18 protein-coding genes and 1 other RNA gene are annotated in these 16,456 nt (G+C 68.6%); 6 read left to right on the forward strand and 13 right to left on the reverse strand.

Going from position 1 to position 16,456, the window contains the following annotated elements; translation table 11 throughout:
• Nucleotide 1: 1 nt before the first annotated feature.
• From ACPEH8_RS08020 to ACPEH8_RS08040, 5 genes are all read right to left on the reverse strand, one after another.
• Nucleotides 2-478 (reverse strand): EVE domain-containing protein, encoded by a 477-nt coding sequence (locus tag ACPEH8_RS08020; RefSeq protein WP_017355840.1) that lies wholly within the window; start codon nt 476-478, stop codon nt 2-4.
• Between the two features lie 7 nt (nt 479-485).
• Nucleotides 486-1,088, reverse strand: coding sequence for a 5-formyltetrahydrofolate cyclo-ligase (locus ACPEH8_RS08025; protein ID WP_136003180.1), 603 nt, complete (start codon nt 1,086-1,088; stop codon nt 486-488).
• 82 nt (nt 1,089-1,170) lie between these two features.
• Nucleotides 1,171-1,355, reverse strand: a non-coding RNA gene (gene ssrS / locus ACPEH8_RS08030) — 6S RNA.
• Nucleotides 1,356-1,478: 123 nt separating this feature from the next.
• A complete protein-coding gene (locus tag ACPEH8_RS08035; protein WP_017355838.1) occupies nt 1,479-1,775 on the reverse strand; it encodes a cell division protein ZapA in 297 nt (98 codons plus the stop codon).
• Nucleotides 1,772-1,993, reverse strand: coding sequence for a TIGR02449 family protein (locus ACPEH8_RS08040; protein WP_017355837.1), 222 nt, complete (start codon nt 1,991-1,993; stop codon nt 1,772-1,774). Before ACPEH8_RS08040 ends, ACPEH8_RS08035 begins: the two co-directional genes overlap by 4 nt.
• A 199-nt stretch (nt 1,994-2,192) precedes the next feature.
• On the opposite strand from ACPEH8_RS08040, the gene ACPEH8_RS08045 reads away from it, so the two are divergent.
• Both ACPEH8_RS08045 and ACPEH8_RS08050 read left to right on the forward strand, forming a co-directional pair.
• The gene (locus tag ACPEH8_RS08045; RefSeq protein WP_017355836.1) at nt 2,193-2,741 is read left to right on the forward strand and encodes a UPF0149 family protein; all 549 of its coding nucleotides are present in this window, start codon (nt 2,193-2,195) and stop codon (nt 2,739-2,741) included.
• A gap of 7 nt (nt 2,742-2,748) precedes the next feature.
• Nucleotides 2,749-4,074 (forward strand): aminopeptidase P N-terminal domain-containing protein, encoded by a 1,326-nt coding sequence (locus ACPEH8_RS08050; RefSeq protein ID WP_165699792.1) that lies wholly within the window; start codon nt 2,749-2,751, stop codon nt 4,072-4,074.
• Between the two features lie 142 nt (nt 4,075-4,216).
• Here ACPEH8_RS08050 and pepQ read toward each other — a convergent pair whose 3' ends face one another.
• From pepQ to rph, 8 genes are all read right to left on the reverse strand, one after another.
• Nucleotides 4,217-5,545 (reverse strand): Xaa-Pro dipeptidase, encoded by a 1,329-nt coding sequence (gene pepQ, locus ACPEH8_RS08055; protein ID WP_153164724.1) that lies wholly within the window; start codon nt 5,543-5,545, stop codon nt 4,217-4,219.
• Between the two features lie 82 nt (nt 5,546-5,627).
• Nucleotides 5,628-5,978 carry a PilZ domain-containing protein gene (locus tag ACPEH8_RS08060; protein WP_153164723.1) on the reverse strand — a complete coding sequence of 117 codons (351 nt, stop codon included), beginning with the start codon at nt 5,976-5,978 and terminating at the stop codon, nt 5,628-5,630.
• Nucleotides 5,975-8,437 carry a DUF1631 domain-containing protein gene (locus ACPEH8_RS08065; RefSeq protein ID WP_423666470.1) on the reverse strand — a complete coding sequence of 821 codons (2,463 nt, stop codon included), beginning with the start codon at nt 8,435-8,437 and terminating at the stop codon, nt 5,975-5,977. The genes ACPEH8_RS08060 and ACPEH8_RS08065 overlap by 4 nt, the downstream gene beginning before the upstream one ends.
• Nucleotides 8,438-8,606: 169 nt before the next feature.
• Nucleotides 8,607-9,830, reverse strand: a complete 1,224-nt coding sequence (gene hemW, locus ACPEH8_RS08070; protein WP_423666472.1) for a radical SAM family heme chaperone HemW — start codon at nt 9,828-9,830, stop codon at nt 8,607-8,609.
• Nucleotides 9,827-10,399, reverse strand: a complete 573-nt coding sequence (locus ACPEH8_RS08075) for a hypothetical protein (protein WP_153164722.1) — start codon at nt 10,397-10,399, stop codon at nt 9,827-9,829. Before ACPEH8_RS08075 ends, hemW begins: the two co-directional genes overlap by 4 nt.
• Nucleotides 10,396-10,989 (reverse strand): RdgB/HAM1 family non-canonical purine NTP pyrophosphatase, encoded by a 594-nt coding sequence (gene rdgB, locus ACPEH8_RS08080; protein WP_165699781.1) that lies wholly within the window; start codon nt 10,987-10,989, stop codon nt 10,396-10,398. The genes ACPEH8_RS08075 and rdgB overlap by 4 nt, the downstream gene beginning before the upstream one ends.
• Nucleotides 10,986-11,372, reverse strand: a complete 387-nt coding sequence (locus ACPEH8_RS08085) for a VOC family protein (RefSeq protein WP_017357241.1) — start codon at nt 11,370-11,372, stop codon at nt 10,986-10,988. Before ACPEH8_RS08085 ends, rdgB begins: the two co-directional genes overlap by 4 nt.
• Nucleotides 11,369-12,097 carry a ribonuclease PH gene (gene rph / locus ACPEH8_RS08090; RefSeq protein WP_017357240.1) on the reverse strand — a complete coding sequence of 243 codons (729 nt, stop codon included), beginning with the start codon at nt 12,095-12,097 and terminating at the stop codon, nt 11,369-11,371. Before rph ends, ACPEH8_RS08085 begins: the two co-directional genes overlap by 4 nt.
• 121 nt (nt 12,098-12,218) lie before the next feature.
• On the opposite strand from rph, the gene ACPEH8_RS08095 reads away from it, so the two are divergent.
• The 4 genes from ACPEH8_RS08095 (at nt 12,219) to ACPEH8_RS08110 (ending at nt 16,442) form a co-directional block, all read left to right on the forward strand.
• Nucleotides 12,219-13,079: a YicC/YloC family endoribonuclease gene (locus ACPEH8_RS08095; protein ID WP_017357257.1), complete on the forward strand. Its 861-nt coding sequence runs from the start codon at nt 12,219-12,221 to the stop codon at nt 13,077-13,079.
• Nucleotides 13,076-13,741, forward strand: a complete 666-nt coding sequence (gene gmk / locus ACPEH8_RS08100) for a guanylate kinase (RefSeq protein ID WP_153164720.1) — start codon at nt 13,076-13,078, stop codon at nt 13,739-13,741. The genes ACPEH8_RS08095 and gmk overlap by 4 nt, the downstream gene beginning before the upstream one ends.
• A 112-nt stretch (nt 13,742-13,853) precedes the next feature.
• Nucleotides 13,854-14,153: a DNA-directed RNA polymerase subunit omega gene (gene rpoZ / locus ACPEH8_RS08105; protein ID WP_017357259.1), complete on the forward strand. Its 300-nt coding sequence runs from the start codon at nt 13,854-13,856 to the stop codon at nt 14,151-14,153.
• Nucleotides 14,154-14,282: 129 nt separating this feature from the next.
• Nucleotides 14,283-16,442, forward strand: a complete 2,160-nt coding sequence (locus ACPEH8_RS08110; protein ID WP_017357260.1) for a RelA/SpoT family protein — start codon at nt 14,283-14,285, stop codon at nt 16,440-16,442.
• Nucleotides 16,443-16,456 lie beyond the last annotated feature (14 nt).

Genomic DNA, 16,456 nt, shown 5'->3' on the forward strand with positions numbered 1-16,456 from the left:
GTCAGTGCTTTTCCAGCGACAGCAGCGTTTTCCATTGCGCTGCTGTCACCGGCAGGATAGACAGGCGGTTGCCGCGCGCGATGAGCGGGAACCCCTCGCCCAGCGCATCGGCATGCAGCTTGATCTCGTCCAGCGAAATCGTGTTGCGCAGTTTGCGCTCGAAGGCCACGTCCACCAGCAGCCAGCGCGGTTCTTCGCGGGTGGCCTTGGGATCGTAATAGTCCGACCCGGCGTCGAACTGGGTCTCGTCCGGGTAGGCGTCGCTGGCCACGGTGGCCAGCCCGACGATGCCGGGGACCTTGGTGTTGGAGTGGTAGAACAGCACGCCATCGCCGACCTTCATGCCATCGCGCATGAAGTTGCGCGCCTGGTAGTTGCGCACGCCGTTCCAAGGCTCGCGACCGACGCGCTGCAGATCGTCGATGGAAAAGGCGTCCGGTTCGGACTTCATCAGCCAGTAGCGCTTGCGTGCGGTCATGCCATCTCTATCGCGGTGGGTGCCGATCGTGGACCGGCGCGGGAACAAGGGTGGACAGTTCGGTGCAGATCGCATCGACCGGGACATCCCAGGGCGCGACCGGAAGGGCGTCCACCTGCTGGATCGAGAATCCGACGCCGACCAGCCACGGCGGGGCCTGGCGCGCCTGCCGGAATGCGAAGCTGCGATCATACCAGCCGCCTCCCATGCCCAGTCGCCGGCACTGGCTGTCGAATCCGACCAGCGGTGCCACCACCAGCGCCATCTCCTCGGGCGCCAGGGTCTGCGCGATCGGCATGTCCGGCTCGGGAATGCCGAACCGGTTGGCGGTCAGCGGCTGCCCGGGGCGCCAAGGCGCGAAGCGCAGCGTCTGCGCATGCAGTACCGGCAGGCAATAGACCACGTTGTCGGGCAACTGCATCTGCCAGCGGTGCAGGGCGATCTCGCCATCCATCGCCCAGTAACCGGCGACATGGCCTGCGGTGGGGGCGAACGGCAACGACAGCAGCGCATCGGCCAGGGTGTCGGCAGCGGCCAGGCGGTGCGCGGCGGGGAGGTCTCGACGGGCGTGGCGCAACTGCTGGCGCAGGGCCAGGCGCGGGTCGGTCATGCCGGGGTCCAGGTCATGGAAGGAGAGCGGCGGATAAAACAAGAGCGACGCTCCAGGGGAACGTCGCTCTTGCCGGAATATTGCATTCTCCGCGGTGACGATGCGTGCGAAACGACCTTGAACCCGGGGTTCAAGTGGGTACGCTGGGGTTCCTTCGGGCTTCCCGCTACAAGGCGGACCTGCACTCCCGGCGCCGTCGCGCACCCGTGGTCGTAATTAAGGGACAAGGCGAATGTTTGCACACGCCGTCGTTCACAGCAGAGAACGCGTCGCCATTATAGCCAAGCGCGCGCCGGGGGATAGGCCGTTCGTCGGTTGGATTGCAGGAGAATTCAGATCGATGACAGGCGCGTGTTCATCGCCGCACGCGTGGCGATGTTCCACGCGCGGTCAGGCGCCGTCGATGGCGCGGTCCAGACGCCGGTTCAGGTCGGCCAGCGTCTGCTGCAGCGCCACCGCCTGGCGGGCATGGTCGTCGCGCAGCTGCTGCAGCTCATGGGCGAGGTTGAGCGCGGCCAGCACCGCCACCCGGTCCACCGCAGCCATGCGGTTGCTGCCGCGGATCTCGCGCATCTTGGCGTCCAGCAGCCTGGCCGCCGCCGTGAGGCTTTCGCGTTCCTCGGCGCCCACGCCCACCGTGTACTCGCGGTCCAGGATGCGGACACTGACCGGTTCGGTCTGGCTCATGTGTGCTGCTCCAGGGACTTGAGGCGGGTGATCATCGCTTCGACCCGGGAGCGGGCCTGCTCGTTCTTGGCCAGAAGCTGGGACCGCTCGGCCACCAGCTGTTCCTGCTGGTGGCGGAGACTGCGGTTCTCCTCGGCCAGGCGCTGGTTGCGCTCAAGCAACGCCTCCACGCGTGCGGCGAAGGCCTGCAACTGGGCGATGGCGTCGGCGGGTTCCATGAGCGGCACGATAGGCAAGGGCGTACAGGGCGGTCAAGCGAATAATGACGGGGGCGTGCGGCGGTCCGGGCCGGGGTCTGTCGCGGGCAGCCCGGACGCACGGCAACGACCCGGGGAAGACGGCCGGATTGCTACACTGTCGCGCTCACAAACCGTGGTGATCGGCTGCGGTGGCACCTTTTTCTGATCGAGCCCCAAGATGACCGAACTTCCGAGTGTCGACGACGTAAACCAGGCCAGCCAGGCCCTGGGCCTGGGCGCCAGCGCCGCTGAACTCCACGGCGGCCTGTGCGGTTGGCTGTCCGCCGGTGGTGCGCCGGTGCGCGAATGGCCGGCGCGGGTGCTGGCCGACGACGCCCTGCCGGTGCCGGCAGAGGGCGACGCGCTGTCGCGTCTGCTGGAGGCCAGTGTGGCCCAGCTGGAAGACCGTGATTTCGCCTTCGAGCTGCTGCTGTCCGATGCCGGCGACACTGCCGCGCAGGCCGACGCCCTGTTCACTTGGGCGCGCGCGTTCCTGGGCGGCTTCGGGCTGGGCGCGGGTGGTCGCCGCCCGACGCTGTCCGAGGAAGGCGAAGAGGCGCTCAACGACCTGGCCAAGCTGGCCCAGGCGTCGAGCGAGGATTTTGAAAGCGGCAACGACGATGACGACGATGCGCTGGCCGAAATCGAGGAGTTCATCCGCGTGGCGGTGCTGCTGCTGCACGGGGACTGCGTCATGGCCGCGCGCCATCGGCAGCGCCTGAACTGAGATGGATATCCGGCAGCTGACCGGCATCTCCGCCGCCGAATACACCCGTCGCCGCCGCCAGTTGATGGAAATGGCCGGCGACGACGCGATCCTGGTGCTGCCGGCCGCCGCCGAGCGCGTGCGCAGCCTGGATACCCACTATCCGTTCCGCCAGGACTCGGATTTCTGGTACCTGTCCGGCTTTCCCGAGCCGGAAGCGGTGCTGGTGCTGATCCCCGGACGCCGCCACGGCGAGGTGATCCTGTTCTGCCGCGAGCGCGATGCCGACCGCGAGGCCTGGGATGGCGCACGCGCCGGCCAGGAGGGCGCGGTGTCGCGCTACGGCATGGACGATGCGTACCCCATCGACGATCTGGACGACATCCTGCCGGGCCTGCTCGAGGGCCGTTCGCGGGTGTATTACCACTTCGGCCGTGATGCGGAGTTCGACCTCAAGCTGATCGGCTGGGTCAACCGCGTGCGCTCCCAGGTCCGTCATGGCGCCCAGCCGCCGCACGAGTTCCTGGAGCTGGGCCACCTGCTGCATGAGCAGCGCCTGTTCAAGTCTGCGGCCGAGATCGCCTTGATGCAGCGCGCGGCGGACATCAGCGTGCAGGCGCATCGCGTCGCGATGCGGGTGGCGCGGCCAGGCATCCACGAGTACGAGCTGCAGGCCGACCTGGAACGCCAGTTCCGCGCCAACGATGCCTGGGCCGCGTACGGCAGCATTGTCGGGGCCGGCGCCAACGCCTGCATCCTGCATTACCGCGACAACACTGCCTGCAGCCGCGACGGTGATCTGGTCCTGATCGACGCCGGCGCCGAGTACCGCGGGTATGCCAGCGACATCACGCGGACTTTCCCGGTCAACGGCCGTTTCACGCCCGAACAGCGTGCGCTGCACGATCTGGTGGGCGCGGCGCAGGCGGCCGCGTTGGCCCAGGCGCGCCCGGGCCAGGCGTACGAGGCCGGGCACCTGGCGGCGGTGGAAACGCTCACCGAAGGCCTGCTGCGGCTGGGACTGCTGAAGGGCAGCCTGGAAGAGAACATCGCCGAGGGTCATTACCAGCGCTTTTACCGGCACAAGACCGGCCATTGGCTGGGGCTGGATGTACATGATGTCGGCGATTACCGCCTGGCTGGCGACTCGCGGATGCTGGAACCGGGCATGGTGTTCACCATCGAGCCGGGTCTGTATGTCTCGGTCGATGATCGCACCGTGGAGGCGCGCTGGCGCGGCATCGGCATCCGCACCGAGGACGATGTGCTGATCACCGACAACGGCCACCAGGTGCTGACCGCCGCCTTGGCGCGCAGCGCGGACGAGATCGAAGCGGAGATGGCCGCGCGCTGAGCCGGCCCGGGGCGCGGCGTTGCCGATCAACGCCGCATCGCCCCGCACAGCCGACCTCTGGTCGGCTGCTCTCCGCGCCGGCATCGCGACACCCCGCGCTGCGCGCGATAGCCGACCAGCGGTCGGCTCTACCCGCGGCTGGTCAATCCGCGGCGGCGAAGGCAGGGCGGGTGAGGTTGTCGGCGTCGCCGTCGGTGCACAGCACCTCGTCTTCGATACGGATGCCGCCATACGGGCGGAAGAAGTCCACGCGGCCCCAGTCGATGCTGTCGGCGTTGCCGGCCTGCTTCACTTCGTCCAGCAGCATGTCGATGAAGTAGAGGCCCGGCTCGATGGTGACCACCATGCCCGGCTCCAGCACGCGGGTCAGGCGCAGGTAGGGGTGGCCCTGCGGGCGTTCGACGCGGCCGCCGCGGTCGCTGGCGGCGAAGCCGGCGACATCGTGCACCTGCAGGCCGATCAGATGACCCAGGCCGTGCGGGAAGAACGCGGCGCTGACGCCGGTGGCCAGGGCGGCCTCGGCAGAGACCTTGAGCACGCCGACGTCCTTGAGGATGCCCATCAGCGACAGGTGCGCGTCGATGTGCAGCTGCTTGTAGTCCACCCCCGCACGCACCCCGGCGCACATGACCTGCTGCGCGGTGTCGACCGCGTCGATCATCGCCTGGAACTCGTCGTGGCCGGCGGCCGCATAGGTGCGGGTGATGTCGCTGGCATAACCGTGCGCGCTGGCGCCGGCATCGATCAGGAAGCTGCGCAGCGGCTGCGGTGCGGTGCGCCCCAGGTCGGTGTAATGCAGTACCGCGGCGTGTTCGTTGAGACCGATGATGTTGCCGTAGGGCAGTTCATTGGCGTCCTGGCCGACCGCACGGCAGTACGCCATGTGGATCTCGAACTCGCTGGCGCCGGCGCGGAAGGCGGCTTCGGCAGCGCGGTGGCCGCGCACGCCGAGGCGCTGGGCCTGGCGCATCAACGCGATTTCATACGGCGTCTTGCTGGCGCGGTGCCAGTCCAGGTAGCTCAATACCGGCTCGGGGTTGTTCGGCACCACGGTACCCAGCGCGCTCTGCGGCTCACCGAGGATCGCGCAGCGCGCGATGTCCCTGGGCAGCAGCGTCAGCGCTTCCTCGGGGGTGCGGATGATCGCGATGTCCACATGCTCCACCCACCAGCCGTTGGGCGCGTCGGGCACCACGTGCCAGTAGTCGAACGGCTGGTGGAAAATCACCGTGGGGCGCTTGCCCGGGGTGTACACCAGCCAGCTGTTGGGGACCTTGGTCAGCGGCAGCCAGGCTTTGAAGTTCGGGTTGACCGCATACGGATAGTCGCGGTCGTCGAACGCCTGGTAGTGCTGGGTGCCGCTGGGAATCACCAGGTGGTCGAAACCGCCGCGCGCCAGCGCTTCATCCGCGCGCCGGCACAGCACGCCGATGTGGTGGGAATACAGGGCGCCGAGGTCTGGCTGGTTCATCACGGGGGCTCGTTCGACAGTGCGGAGTGCAGCCCCTGATTCTGCCGCAATCGCGCCGGCGGCGCTGTGCCGGAACCGGCACTCACACTGCCGAAGATTCCTGCGCGATCCAGTCGCGCAGCTGTTCGCGGTGTTCGCGGCTCAGTGTCAGGAAGCGGAAGCCCACCCAGGCCTGGCCGGGCGCATGGGTCTGTTCGCTCCACAGCAGGTGCGCGCCCACATCGAGCACGCGCGGCTGGCCGTGCGGCCCGGGAATGGCGAACTGCAGCTGGTACAGGGCATCCTCGTGCATCGGCACGGAGGCCAGCATCAGCATGCCGGTTTCGGAGACGTTGCCGAGGCGGCCGATAATGGTCTCGGCCATGCAGTCGGTGACCGGCACCAGCTCGGCCACCTGGCGGCGGGGCGCGCGTCGCGTGTCGGGGGTATTCATGCCGATGCCTCCGGAGTGCCGGCGCCTGCCAGCGAGCGCAGGGTGCGCAGGGTGGCCTGCCAGGCGCGGTCGATAAGCCGGCCCTTGTCTTCGGTGACGATGCGCGCCTGGCCGTGCGCCATCAGGCGGGCAAGGGCGTCGAGCGAGTGCTCGCCGGCCTTCTGCCCACGCGGCGTGACGAACAATGCGTTGTCGGTGACCAGGCTGTACCAGGACAGGCGCTGGCGGCGCACGTCACCTTGCTGGTTGGTGGTGAACTCGAACCAGGTGCCGAACGGCAGCGTGCGCAGCTGGCGGTAGCAGTCTTCCTCGGCCGTGCTGCGCGCCAGCGGTGCGACCTTGCGCGGGTCGGCGCTGTCGGCCTGTTCGCCGAGGCGGGTGCGCGCTTTCAGGCGCGCGGTCAGTTCGGTCCGCGACGTGCTGTCGTCCTCGCCACCGGGCGTGGACAGCCGACGGGCGATCGCGGCGGCCTCGTCCTGGTGGTACCCCACCTGCAGCAGCGCGGCTTCGACCTGCTCACCCAGCGCGGTGTCGCTGTCCGCAGCGCCCGGCGGCTGGCAGGTGATGGCGGCGATGCGGGCTGTTTCCTCCTGGCGCTGCTGCCACTGTGGCGACTCCTCGCCGTGGCGCAGCAGGGTCAGGGTCAGGGTGTCCGACCAGGCCTGCTTGAGCAGGGACTGCACGAAGCGCGGCGGCGCGGCCTGCGCGCACAGCTGCTCGATGCTGGCGCTGGCCTGCTGCTTGGCCGATTCCAGGCGCTCTTTGCCGCGTGCCGCCTCCACGTGCCGGCGTTCGGCCAGTTCGGCCTTGTGCGCCAGTGCGCGGAAATGCTGCTGGATGTCGTCGTTGGCAGCGTCGAATACCGCCGTATCGCCCTTGTAGTTCTGTACCACCTGGTCGACGGCGTGGCTGAGCTTGGCCACCAGCTGCGGATCGACATCCTCCTCGCCCAGCCAGGTGGCCCCTGCTTCGGCCACGGCATTGAGCAGTTCGCGGGCCGGGTGCTGGTCGCGCACGAAGAAGGCGGGGTCGGACAGCGCTGCGCGCGCCACCGGCACCTGCAGACGGGTCAGCAGGTCGGCGGCGGCCGCGTCATGGCGGACTTCGCGCTGGATCTGCCCGTAGAGCATGTCCAGCAGGTCGAAGGTGTCGTTGTCCTTGATGGTCAGCGCCGCCTGCGGCCCGTGGTCGGCGCGTACCTGGGCCAGCAGCGCGTTGTGCAGGTCGGCCATGCTGCGGCGGGTGCCCGCCGCGTGTGCGGTCTGGCCCTGCAGGCGTGCCAGGGTGGCCTGCAGGGCCTCGTCCGGAATCGGAACGGCGGTGCTGGCTGGCGCCGGTTGCGCGGGAAGCTGGGAGGCGGAACCGGGCGCACCCGCCGTGGCCGGTCCGCCCGGCGTCGCGGCACCGCCGCCGTCCGCAGGTGCTGCCCCGGCGTTGGCCTGGCGCGCGGCGCCCAGCAACTGGTGCAGGGCCGCCATCGCCGGTGCCGTGAGATCCGGACCGGCCGCACCGGTGCCAGCGGATGCCGGTACCGCCGCACCGGCCCCCGCGGCGGTCATCGGTGCGAGCGTGGCGTTCTGCAGCGAACGTGGCAGGGCCGCCATCGCTTCGCTGGTCATGGCCGCCCAGGCACCGGCGGGCGTGGCACCGCCCCAGCCGGTCAGCGGCCGCGCGCCGGTGCCGCCGGCACGGGCGGGCGATCCACGCTCGGCGCCGGTGACGATGCGGCGGGTGGTCGCCGAACGGGCCAGATACGGGGTATAGACCAGGCCGGGGAGCACGCCTTCGTGGCCGAGCAGGATGTTGGCGCGCTCCAGCAGCTCGCCGAGACGCTCGATCAGCTGGCGGTCGAACACACGGAACAACGCCAGCTGGGTCTCCAGCCCCAGCGAGAACTGTTCGCCCAGCTCGCGCGCGATCCGGCACAGCACGTACGGGCCGAAGGGCAGATCTTCCACGTCGAACGCCGGGCCGGCCGCGAGGACGCCGAAGCGCTGGCCCAGCAGCTGCAGCGCGCTGGCCGACCGCAGGGCTTCGCGCCGGGTGATGTCGGCCAGCACGATATCGCGGTCGATGTCGGTATCGGTGACCAGGGTGAGGGTATTGGCCGACACCGGCGTGGCGGCGGCCACCGGGCGGTGTGCCTGTCGCGGCTGGCGCAGCTGCGCCAGCGCGTCGGCCAGGGCGGCCAGGAAGCGCGGCGCGAACAGGGCGTTCACCTCGTGCAGCTGCCGCGCCTGGGCGTAGATGTCGGCCTGGATCTGGCTGTTGCGTGCGCGTTCCGCATCGCGGAACAACTCACGCTCCAGCTCGACGATGGTCAGCTTGAGCGGGTTGCTCAGCGTCTGTACCGCCTGCGCGTGCAGGGCGGCCAGCAGCCGGCGCACGCGCGGCGGCGCATCGACGCTGGCAAAGCGCGCGCTGTCGGCCTGAAACGATGAAGGTGCGGACGCAGACATCCGTGGTGGTTCCGGCTCCCCTGAGTACCCGGAATCTAACGGTTTCCCCGGTTTGCCGCCACATGGTGCGTGAAGGCGCCCCGGCCGCGGGCCGCCACGGAGCCGGGTGCTGCCCGGCTGCGTTCCGTGTGGTCCATGCCACCTGCAACAAACCGGGAAGAACCCGGCGTCAGGGGAGGAACAGTTCGACGACGTCGTTGGTGAAGCGCCGGCCCAGTTCGGTGGGCTGCGCATGGTCGCCTGTCATGGTCATCCACCCGCGCGCTACTGCAGTCTGCAACGGTGCGGCTATCTGTGCCCGCGCCAACCCGGTGCGCGATTCGAAATCGCGCAGGCCAAACCCTTCGTGCAGGCGCAACAGGTTGAGCATGTATTCGAAGGGCAGGCGGTCGGCATCGATGATGTCGTCGCCGCCGATCGATGCGGCCGTGCCGGCGGTCTCCATGAACGTCTGCGGATGCTTGTGCTTCCAGCGGCGCAGCACGTTCTGCCCGGCGCCGCTGCTGATCTTGCCGTGCGCGCCGGCGCCGATGCCCAGGTAATCGCCGAAACGCCAGTAGTTCAGGTTGTGCGCACTCTGCCGTCCCGGCCGCGCATAGGCGCTGACCTCGTAATGCGCATAGCCGGCGTCGGCCAGCAGACGCTGACAGTGCTCCTGGATGTCCCACGCCGAATCCTCGTCCGGGATGCCCTGCGGCGGCCGGGCGAAGAACACCGTATTGGGCTCCAGGGTGAGCTGGTAATGCGACAGATGCGTGGGCTGCAGCGCGAACGCGCGTTCCAGGTCGTGCTCGGCCTGGCCCAGAGTCTGCTGCGGCAACGCGTACATCAGGTCGATGTTGAAGTTGTCGTAGCCGGCGTCCTGCGCCAGCTTGACCGCGCGCTCGGCCTCGCCGCTGTCGTGGATGCGGCCCAGGCGCTTGAGCGCCTCGTCGTTGAAGGTCTGGATGCCGAAGCTGATGCGGTTCACGCCGGCCGCGCGGTAGCGGTCGAAACGGCCGTGCTCGGCGGTGCCCGGATTGGTTTCCAGGGTGACTTCCAGATTCGGTGCGAAGCGCAGCCGCGCAGCCGCTGCCTGCAGGAAGCGGTCGATCGCGTCCGGTGGAAACAGGCTGGGCGTGCCGCCACCGAAGAACACGCTGTTGACCACCCGGCCCCAGACCAGTGGCAGGTCCTGGTCCAGGTCGCGGATCAGCGCATCGATATAGGCGTCGAACGGCAGTTCGCCCTTGGCCGCATGCGAGTTGAAATCGCAGTACGGACATTTGCGCACGCACCAGGGCAGGTGCACGTACAGCGACAGCGGCGGCGGGACCAGCCGCGCCTCATGATCGTGATCGTGGTCGTGGTCGGTGCAGGCTTCGCCGGGGAGGTGATTGCAGGGGGTGTTCATGGACGTTGCCGTGCGGCGTGGCTCGGGGAGAGGGCGCCGTTGTCAGGCGCCAGTTCGCGGGGAAGGGAGAGCTCGGGCTGGGCGGCGTGCACCGCAGCGGCGATGGCGCGGAACAGTGCCAGCGCACCCCCGTCGGCCACGTGCGTGTTCATCACCCGCACATGCTGCCACTGCCGGTGTGGAGCGGGGCGCAGGGCCACGCCCAGTTCGCTGACCACCGACTGGGTGCTGTGTTGCCAGTTGCCATAGTGCAGCGCGGCCACCTCACGGACATGGAAGCGCCGCGTGCGGAAGCCATTGAGCACGCTTTTGACCTCGATATGGCCATCGGTCCCGATGACCACGCGTTGCCGGCTCATTACCGCGAACAGGACGCCGAGCAGGAGCCACATGCTGCCGACCAGGCCGAACAGGAAGCCCCACGGGGTCCGATGCGCCGGGTCGCTGCTGTCCGATCCGAGCAGGGACGTACCGCCCATCACGACCAGGACGCCCAGCATCAGCAGGGCGAGCAGCACCTGGAAGCTGCGTCCGTTCGCATGGAACTCGCGGCGCGCCCCGTCGCTCATGCGCTGGCGAGGAATCCGCGCAGCCTGGCCAGTGCGATGGCCCGATGGCTGATGGCGTTCTTCTGTGCCGGGTCCATCTCCGCCGCGGTCAGGCCGCGGACCGGGTCCAGGAACACCGGGTTGTAACCAAACCCGTTGCTGCCGCGTGGCGCATCGATGATGGTTCCTTCCCAGCTGCCTTCGCAGATCACGGGTTGCGGGTCGTTGGCGTGGCGCAGCAGTACGATCACCGCGTAGAAGCGCGCGGTACGGCGTTCGGCCGGTACATCGCGCATCGCCTCGAGCAGCTTGGCGTTGTTGGCGGCATCGTTGGTCGGGCTGCCGGCATAGCGCGCGCTGTACAGGCCGGGCGCGCCATCCAGCGCGTCCACGATCAGGCCGGAGTCGTCGGCCAGGGCCGGCAGGCCGGTGCTGGCGCACGCATGGCGGGCCTTGATCAGCGCGTTCTCGACGAAGGTCAGGCCGGTTTCGGGCACATCCTCCACGCCCAGCTCGCCCTGCGCCACGATCTGCAGCGGCAGGTCGCCGAGCATGGCCTGCAGTTCCTTCAGCTTGCCGGCGTTGCCGCTGGCCAGTACCAGTGTCTTCATTTCGGCTCCAGCAGGTCCCAGGTGTTGCCGTACAGGTCGGCGAACACCGCGACGGTGGCGTAGGCCTCTTCGCGCGGGGGTTCGAGGAACACCACGCCCTGCGCGGTCATGGCGGCATGATCGCGGTGGAAGTCATCGGTGTTCAGGAAGAAACCGACGCGGCCCCCGGTCTGGTTGCCGATGCGTGCGCGCTGCTCGTCATTGCTGGCGCGGGCCAGCAGCAGGGCGGCGGCGCTGCCGTCGGTCGGGCCGACCACCACCCAGCGCTTGTCGCCCTGGTCGATGTCGTCGATCAGGGTGAAGCCGAGCTTGCCGGTGTACCAGGCAATGGCCTCATCGTAATCGGCCACCACCAGCGTGGTCAGGGCGATGCGCCGGTTCATGCCGACGCCAGGGCGGCCTGCTGTGCCGCGAACAGCGCCTGGATGCCCGTCTCGGCCAGTGCCAGCAGCGCGTCCAGTTCGTCGCGGCGGAAGGCATGGCCTTCGGCGGTGCCCTGCAGCTCGATGAAGCCGCCACCGTCGTTCATCACCACGTTCATGTCGGTATCGCAGTCACTGTCCTCGGCGTAGTCCAGGTCCAGCACCGGGGTGCCGCGGTAGACGCCGACGGAGACCGCCGCGACCGCGCCGACGATCGGGTTGCGCTTGATGTCGCCGCGCTTGAGCAGGAAGTTCACCGCGTCCACCAGGGCCACGTAGGCGCCGGTGATGGCCGCGGTACGGGTGCCGCCGTCGGCCTGCAGCACGTCGCAGTCCAGGGTGATGGTGCGTTCGCCGAGCGCGCCGCGGTCGATGCAGGCGCGCAGGGTGCGGCCGATCAGGCGCTGGATCTCCAGCGTGCGGCCGCCCTGCTTGCCACGGGCGGCTTCGCGGTCGTTACGGGTGTGGGTCGAACGCGGCAGCATGCCGTACTCGGCCGTCACCCAGCCCTCGCCCTTGCCGCGCAGGAAACCCGGCACGCGGTTTTCCACGCTGGCGGTGCACAGCACGCGGGTCTCACCGAAGCTGACCAGCACCGAGCCTTCGGCATGGCGGGTGAAGGCGCGCTCGATGCGCACTTCGCGCAGCTGGTCGGCCTGGCGGCCACTGGGACGGGGATCGGACATGCTTGGCTTCCGGGTAGGACGGGGGATGCGGAACCGCGCCCGGGCCGGAGACCGGCGGGCGAGGAGGCCGTGAGAAGACCGCTAGGGTACCATTTGCACTTTGAGAGCACCGGAAACCCGCATGATTCGAAGCATGACCGCCTATGCCGGCGGCGAGCGCGCCACCCGCTGGGGCACGCTGGCCTGTGAGCTGCGCTCGGTCAACCACCGGTTCCTGGAGGTGGGCGTGCGCCTGCCTGAAGAACTGCGTGCGTTGGAACCGCAGCTGCGCGAGCGCGTCGCTTCCCGTTGCAGCCGCGGCAAGATCGACCTGGTGGTGCGCCTGCGTGCCCCGGAGGTCACCGGTGCGCTGGTGGTCAACGACGCGCTGCTGGCCCAGCTGGGCGAGCTGTCCCGGCGCCTGGCGCCCGGGTTCCCCAGCCTGCAGGTCAGCTTCACCGAACTGCTGCAGGTGCCGGGCGTGATGCAGGGCGAAGCGGTCGATGCCGCGGCCCTGCAGGCCGAGGCGCTGGCGCTGCTGGATACCGCGCTGGACGGCTTCGTGGCCGCGCGTGAGCGTGAAGGCGACAAGCTGGCCACGGCCATCCAGGAGCGCGTGGACGGCGTGGAGCGCATCGCCGCCGAGGTCACCACGCTGATTCCGCTGATCCGCGAGGGCCAGCGCGCCAAGCTGTCGGCCCGCCTGGCCGATCTGCCGCATCCGGTCGATCCTGGTCGCGCCGAGCAGGAACTGGTGCTGTGGCTGCAGAAGCTGGACGTGGACGAGGAGCTGGACCGCCTCGGCAGCCATATCGTGGAGATCCGCCGCGTGCTGACGCAGCGCGAGCCGGTCGGCCGCCGCCTGGACTTCCTGCTGCAGGAGTTCAACCGCGAAGCCAATACGCTGGGCTCCAAGTCCGTGGACAGCCGCACGTCCAACGCGGCTGTCGAACTGAAGGTGCTGATCGACCAGATCCGCGAACAGGTGCAGAACATCGAATGAGCAGCCAGCCCACGCAGACCGCCGAGCCCGCACGCGGCACCCTGTACATCGTGGCCGCGCCCTCCGGGGCCGGCAAGAGCAGCATCGTCAATGCCACCCTGGCGCGCGACCCGCAGATCGCCCTGTCGATCTCGTTCACCTCGCGTGCGACCCGCCCCGGCGAGATCAACGGCGAGCACTACCACTTTGTCAGTGCCGCGGAGTTCGAGCGCATGATCGCCGCCGGCGATTTCTTCGAACATGCCTGGGTGCACGGCGACTGGAAGGGCACTGCCCGGCAGTCGGTGGAACCGCAGCTGGCCGCCGGCCAGGACGTGCTGCTGGAGATCGACTGGCAGGGCGCCCAGCAGGTGCGCCAGCTGGTGCCCGGTACGGTCACGGTATTCATCCTGCCGCCGTCCCGGCAGGCCCTGGAAGACCGCATGCGCAAGCGTGGGCAGGACAGCGAGGCGGTGATCGCCCAGCGCCTGGCGGCCGCACGCGAGGAAATGCTGCATTTCAATGACTTCGACTACGTGATCGTCAACGAGGTGTTCGAGACCGCCGTGGACGAGCTGTGTGCCATCTTCACCGCCAGCCGGCTGCGGCGGGAGGCCCAGAAGGTCCGCCATGCGGGCCTGATTCAGGCCCTCCTGACCCAGGATGCGGCCACAACTGACTGATTCACAAGGGGCGGGTAGCGGGTTGGCTTGATTTTGTCCAGCCCCCGCCGGTACAATCCGTCCCCTTTCCCTCATTCGATTGAGCAGCCCTCGCCGGCTGCCGGGAGCCCGCATGGCCCGCATCACCGTAGAAGATTGTCTGGAAGTCGTGAACAACCGTTTCGAGCTGGTCATGATGGCGTCCAAGCGCGCCCGTCAGCTGGCCAATGGCGTCCAGGCCACCCTGGACAACAGCGAAACCGACGACAAGCCGACCGTGCTGGCGCTGCGCGAGATTGCCGCCCGCAAGATCGACAACGCCCTGATCGACGAAGTCGAGAAGGCCGAGCGCGAGCGTGCCGAGCGTGAAGCACTGGAATGGGCTGCTGCCGAAGTCGTTGCCGACGAAGACATGTCCAAGAACGACGACTGATCGCCCGCGCGATGCATCGTTGTTGCCCCAGACAGCCCGCCCTTGGCGGGCTGTCTGCATGTGAGGGGCAGGGTTCGGCCATGACGCAATAATTTGCCGTTATCACGTGGCTGGAATAGTCTTCTGACCATGAATCCAGGCCCCACTGCCAAGGTCGCCTCGCCCCCCGGCGCGGCCGTACCCGACTATGTCCTCCAGCTCGAACGCGCGGCGCACTACCTGCCGCCGGAGCAGTTGCCGTTGCTGCGCCGCGCCTGGGAAGTGGGGGCCTCGGCGCACGCCGGCCAGACCCGTAAATCCGGTGAGCCCTACATCACCCATCCGGTGGCGGTGGCGCAGGTGCTGGCCGAGCTGGGCCTGGACGTGGAAGCGCTGATCGCCGCGATCCTGCATGACACCATCGAAGATACCCCGCTGACCCGCGAGGAACTGGCCGCCGAATTCGGCGAGGCCGTGGCCGAACTGGTGGATGGTGTCACCAAGCTGGACAAGCTGAAGTTCCGCGACCGCCAGGAAGCGGCCGCCGAGAGCTTCCGCAAGATGCTGCTGGCGATGTCGCGCGACCTGCGCGTGATCATGATCAAGCTGGCCGACCGCCTGCACAACATGCGCACGCTGGGCGCGCAGAGCCGCGAAGCGCGTGGCCGCATCGCGCGCGAGACACTGGAGATCTACGCCCCGATCGCACAGCGCCTGGGCATGAGCCTGGTCAAGAGCGAGCTGCAGAACCTGGGTTTCAAGGCGCTGTATCCGTGGCGCCATGCCATCCTGGAAAAGCACATCCGCAGCCAGCCGGTGGTCCGCCGCGAGGCGATGGCGCAGGTGGAAGTGCAGCTGAGCCAGCGCCTGGCCAAGGAAGGGCTGGAGCACCGCCTGGTCAGCCGCATCAAGACCCCGTGGAGCATCTACAACAAGATGCGCGACGAGAACAAATCCTTCGACCAGGTGATGGACGTGTTCGGCTTCCGCCTGGTGGTGCGCGGCGTGCCGCAGTGCTATCACGCGCTGGGCGCGGTGCACGCCACCTTCAAACCGCTGGACGGGCGCTTCCGCGACTTCATCGCGATCCCCAAGGCCAACGGCTATCAGTCGCTGCACACGGTGCTGTTCGGGCCGTATGGTTCGCCGATCGAGGTGCAGATCCGCACCGAGGAAATGGATCTGATCGCCGAGCGCGGCGTGGCCGCGCACTGGACCTACAAGTTCGGCGGTGACTCGCCCAACAGCGCGCAGAGCCGTGCGCATGCATGGATCGTGGAGCTGATCGATTCGCAGCGTGCCGCCGGTTCCTCGCTGGAGTTCCTCGACAACGTGAAGGTGGACCTGTTCCCGGACGAGGTGTACCTGTTCACCCCGAAGGGCAAGATCCTGGCCTTGCCGCGCAACTCCACCGCCCTCGATTTCGCCTATGCCGTGCACACCGACGTGGGCAACATGGCGGTGGCCTCGCGCGTGGACAAGAAGCTGGTTCCCCTGCGCACCAAGCTGGTCAGCGGCCAGACCGTGGAGGTGATCACCGCACGTTCGGCCACGCCCAAGCCGCAGTGGCTGGAGTTCGTGGTCAGTTCCAAGGCGCGTACCGCGATCCGCCACCAGCTCAAACAGCTCGAACACGAAGACGCCGTGCAGCTGGGCCATCGCATGCTGGACCGCGCACTGGAGGCGATGGACAGCTCGCTGGAGCGGCTGCCCAAGGGCCGCCTCGATGCCTTCCTGGCCGAGCACCGCTATCCGCGCCTGGAGGCATTGCTGGCCGAAGTGGCGCTGGGCAACTGGATGCCCAACCAGGCCGCGCAGGCGCTGATGGCCTATGCCGAGCTGCGCGGCGGCGCGCATTCCCGGCATTCGCAGGAGAAGATCCTGATCAACGGCAGCGAGCGCGGTGTGGTCACCTTCGCCAACTGCTGCCAGCCGATCCCGGGCGACGACATCATGGGCTACCACACCGCCGGCAAGGGCATCGTGGTCCACCGCATGGACTGTCCGAACCTGGCCGAGCTGCGCAAGTCGCCCGAACGCTGGGTGCCGATCGGCTGGGACACCACGGTGTCCGGCGACTACGACACCTCGCTGGTGGTCGAGGTCGAGAACGGGACCGGCGTGCTGGCGCAGCTGGCCGCCGCGATCGCCCAGAGCCATTCCAACATCGAGCGGGTGGACTACCTGGACCGCGACTTCAACGCGGCCGTGCTGTGCTTCAACGTGCAGGTGCGCGACCGCAACCACCTGGCCGAAGTGATGCGGCGCCTGCGCCGCCTGTCGGTCGTGCAGTCGGTGCGCCGCCAGTAACGCGAACCCGGGGT

Source organism: Stenotrophomonas sp. NPDC077461 (assembly GCF_049545475.1).
In the GTDB taxonomy this organism is placed as follows: domain Bacteria; phylum Pseudomonadota; class Gammaproteobacteria; order Xanthomonadales; family Xanthomonadaceae; genus Stenotrophomonas; species Stenotrophomonas nematodicola.

What these genes read in the sequence shown, in the direction of transcription:
- ACPEH8_RS08020 (WP_017355840.1), bottom strand. Translation starts at nt 478, where the DNA reads ATGACCGCACGCAAGCGCTACTGGCTGATGAAGTCCGAACCGGACGCC.
- ACPEH8_RS08025 (WP_136003180.1), bottom strand. Translation starts at nt 1,088, where the DNA reads ATGACCGACCCGCGCCTGGCCCTGCGCCAGCAGTTGCGCCACGCCCGT.
- ACPEH8_RS08035 (WP_017355838.1), bottom strand. Translation starts at nt 1,775, where the DNA reads ATGAGCCAGACCGAACCGGTCAGTGTCCGCATCCTGGACCGCGAGTAC.
- ACPEH8_RS08040 (WP_017355837.1), bottom strand. Translation starts at nt 1,993, where the DNA reads ATGGAACCCGCCGACGCCATCGCCCAGTTGCAGGCCTTCGCCGCACGC.
- ACPEH8_RS08045 (WP_017355836.1), top strand. Translation starts at nt 2,193, where the DNA reads ATGACCGAACTTCCGAGTGTCGACGACGTAAACCAGGCCAGCCAGGCC.
- pepQ (WP_153164724.1), bottom strand. Translation starts at nt 5,545, where the DNA reads ATGAACCAGCCAGACCTCGGCGCCCTGTATTCCCACCACATCGGCGTG.
- ACPEH8_RS08060 (WP_153164723.1), bottom strand. Translation starts at nt 5,978, where the DNA reads ATGAATACCCCCGACACGCGACGCGCGCCCCGCCGCCAGGTGGCCGAG.
- ACPEH8_RS08065 (WP_423666470.1), bottom strand. Translation starts at nt 8,437, where the DNA reads ATGTCTGCGTCCGCACCTTCATCGTTTCAGGCCGACAGCGCGCGCTTT.
- hemW (WP_423666472.1), bottom strand. Translation starts at nt 9,830, where the DNA reads ATGAACACCCCCTGCAATCACCTCCCCGGCGAAGCCTGCACCGACCAC.
- ACPEH8_RS08075 (WP_153164722.1), bottom strand. Translation starts at nt 10,399, where the DNA reads ATGAGCGACGGGGCGCGCCGCGAGTTCCATGCGAACGGACGCAGCTTC.
- rdgB (WP_165699781.1), bottom strand. Translation starts at nt 10,989, where the DNA reads ATGAAGACACTGGTACTGGCCAGCGGCAACGCCGGCAAGCTGAAGGAA.
- ACPEH8_RS08085 (WP_017357241.1), bottom strand. Translation starts at nt 11,372, where the DNA reads ATGAACCGGCGCATCGCCCTGACCACGCTGGTGGTGGCCGATTACGAT.
- rph (WP_017357240.1), bottom strand. Translation starts at nt 12,097, where the DNA reads ATGTCCGATCCCCGTCCCAGTGGCCGCCAGGCCGACCAGCTGCGCGAA.
- ACPEH8_RS08095 (WP_017357257.1), top strand. Translation starts at nt 12,219, where the DNA reads ATGATTCGAAGCATGACCGCCTATGCCGGCGGCGAGCGCGCCACCCGC.
- gmk (WP_153164720.1), top strand. Translation starts at nt 13,076, where the DNA reads ATGAGCAGCCAGCCCACGCAGACCGCCGAGCCCGCACGCGGCACCCTG.
- rpoZ (WP_017357259.1), top strand. Translation starts at nt 13,854, where the DNA reads ATGGCCCGCATCACCGTAGAAGATTGTCTGGAAGTCGTGAACAACCGT.
- ACPEH8_RS08110 (WP_017357260.1), top strand. Translation starts at nt 14,283, where the DNA reads ATGAATCCAGGCCCCACTGCCAAGGTCGCCTCGCCCCCCGGCGCGGCC.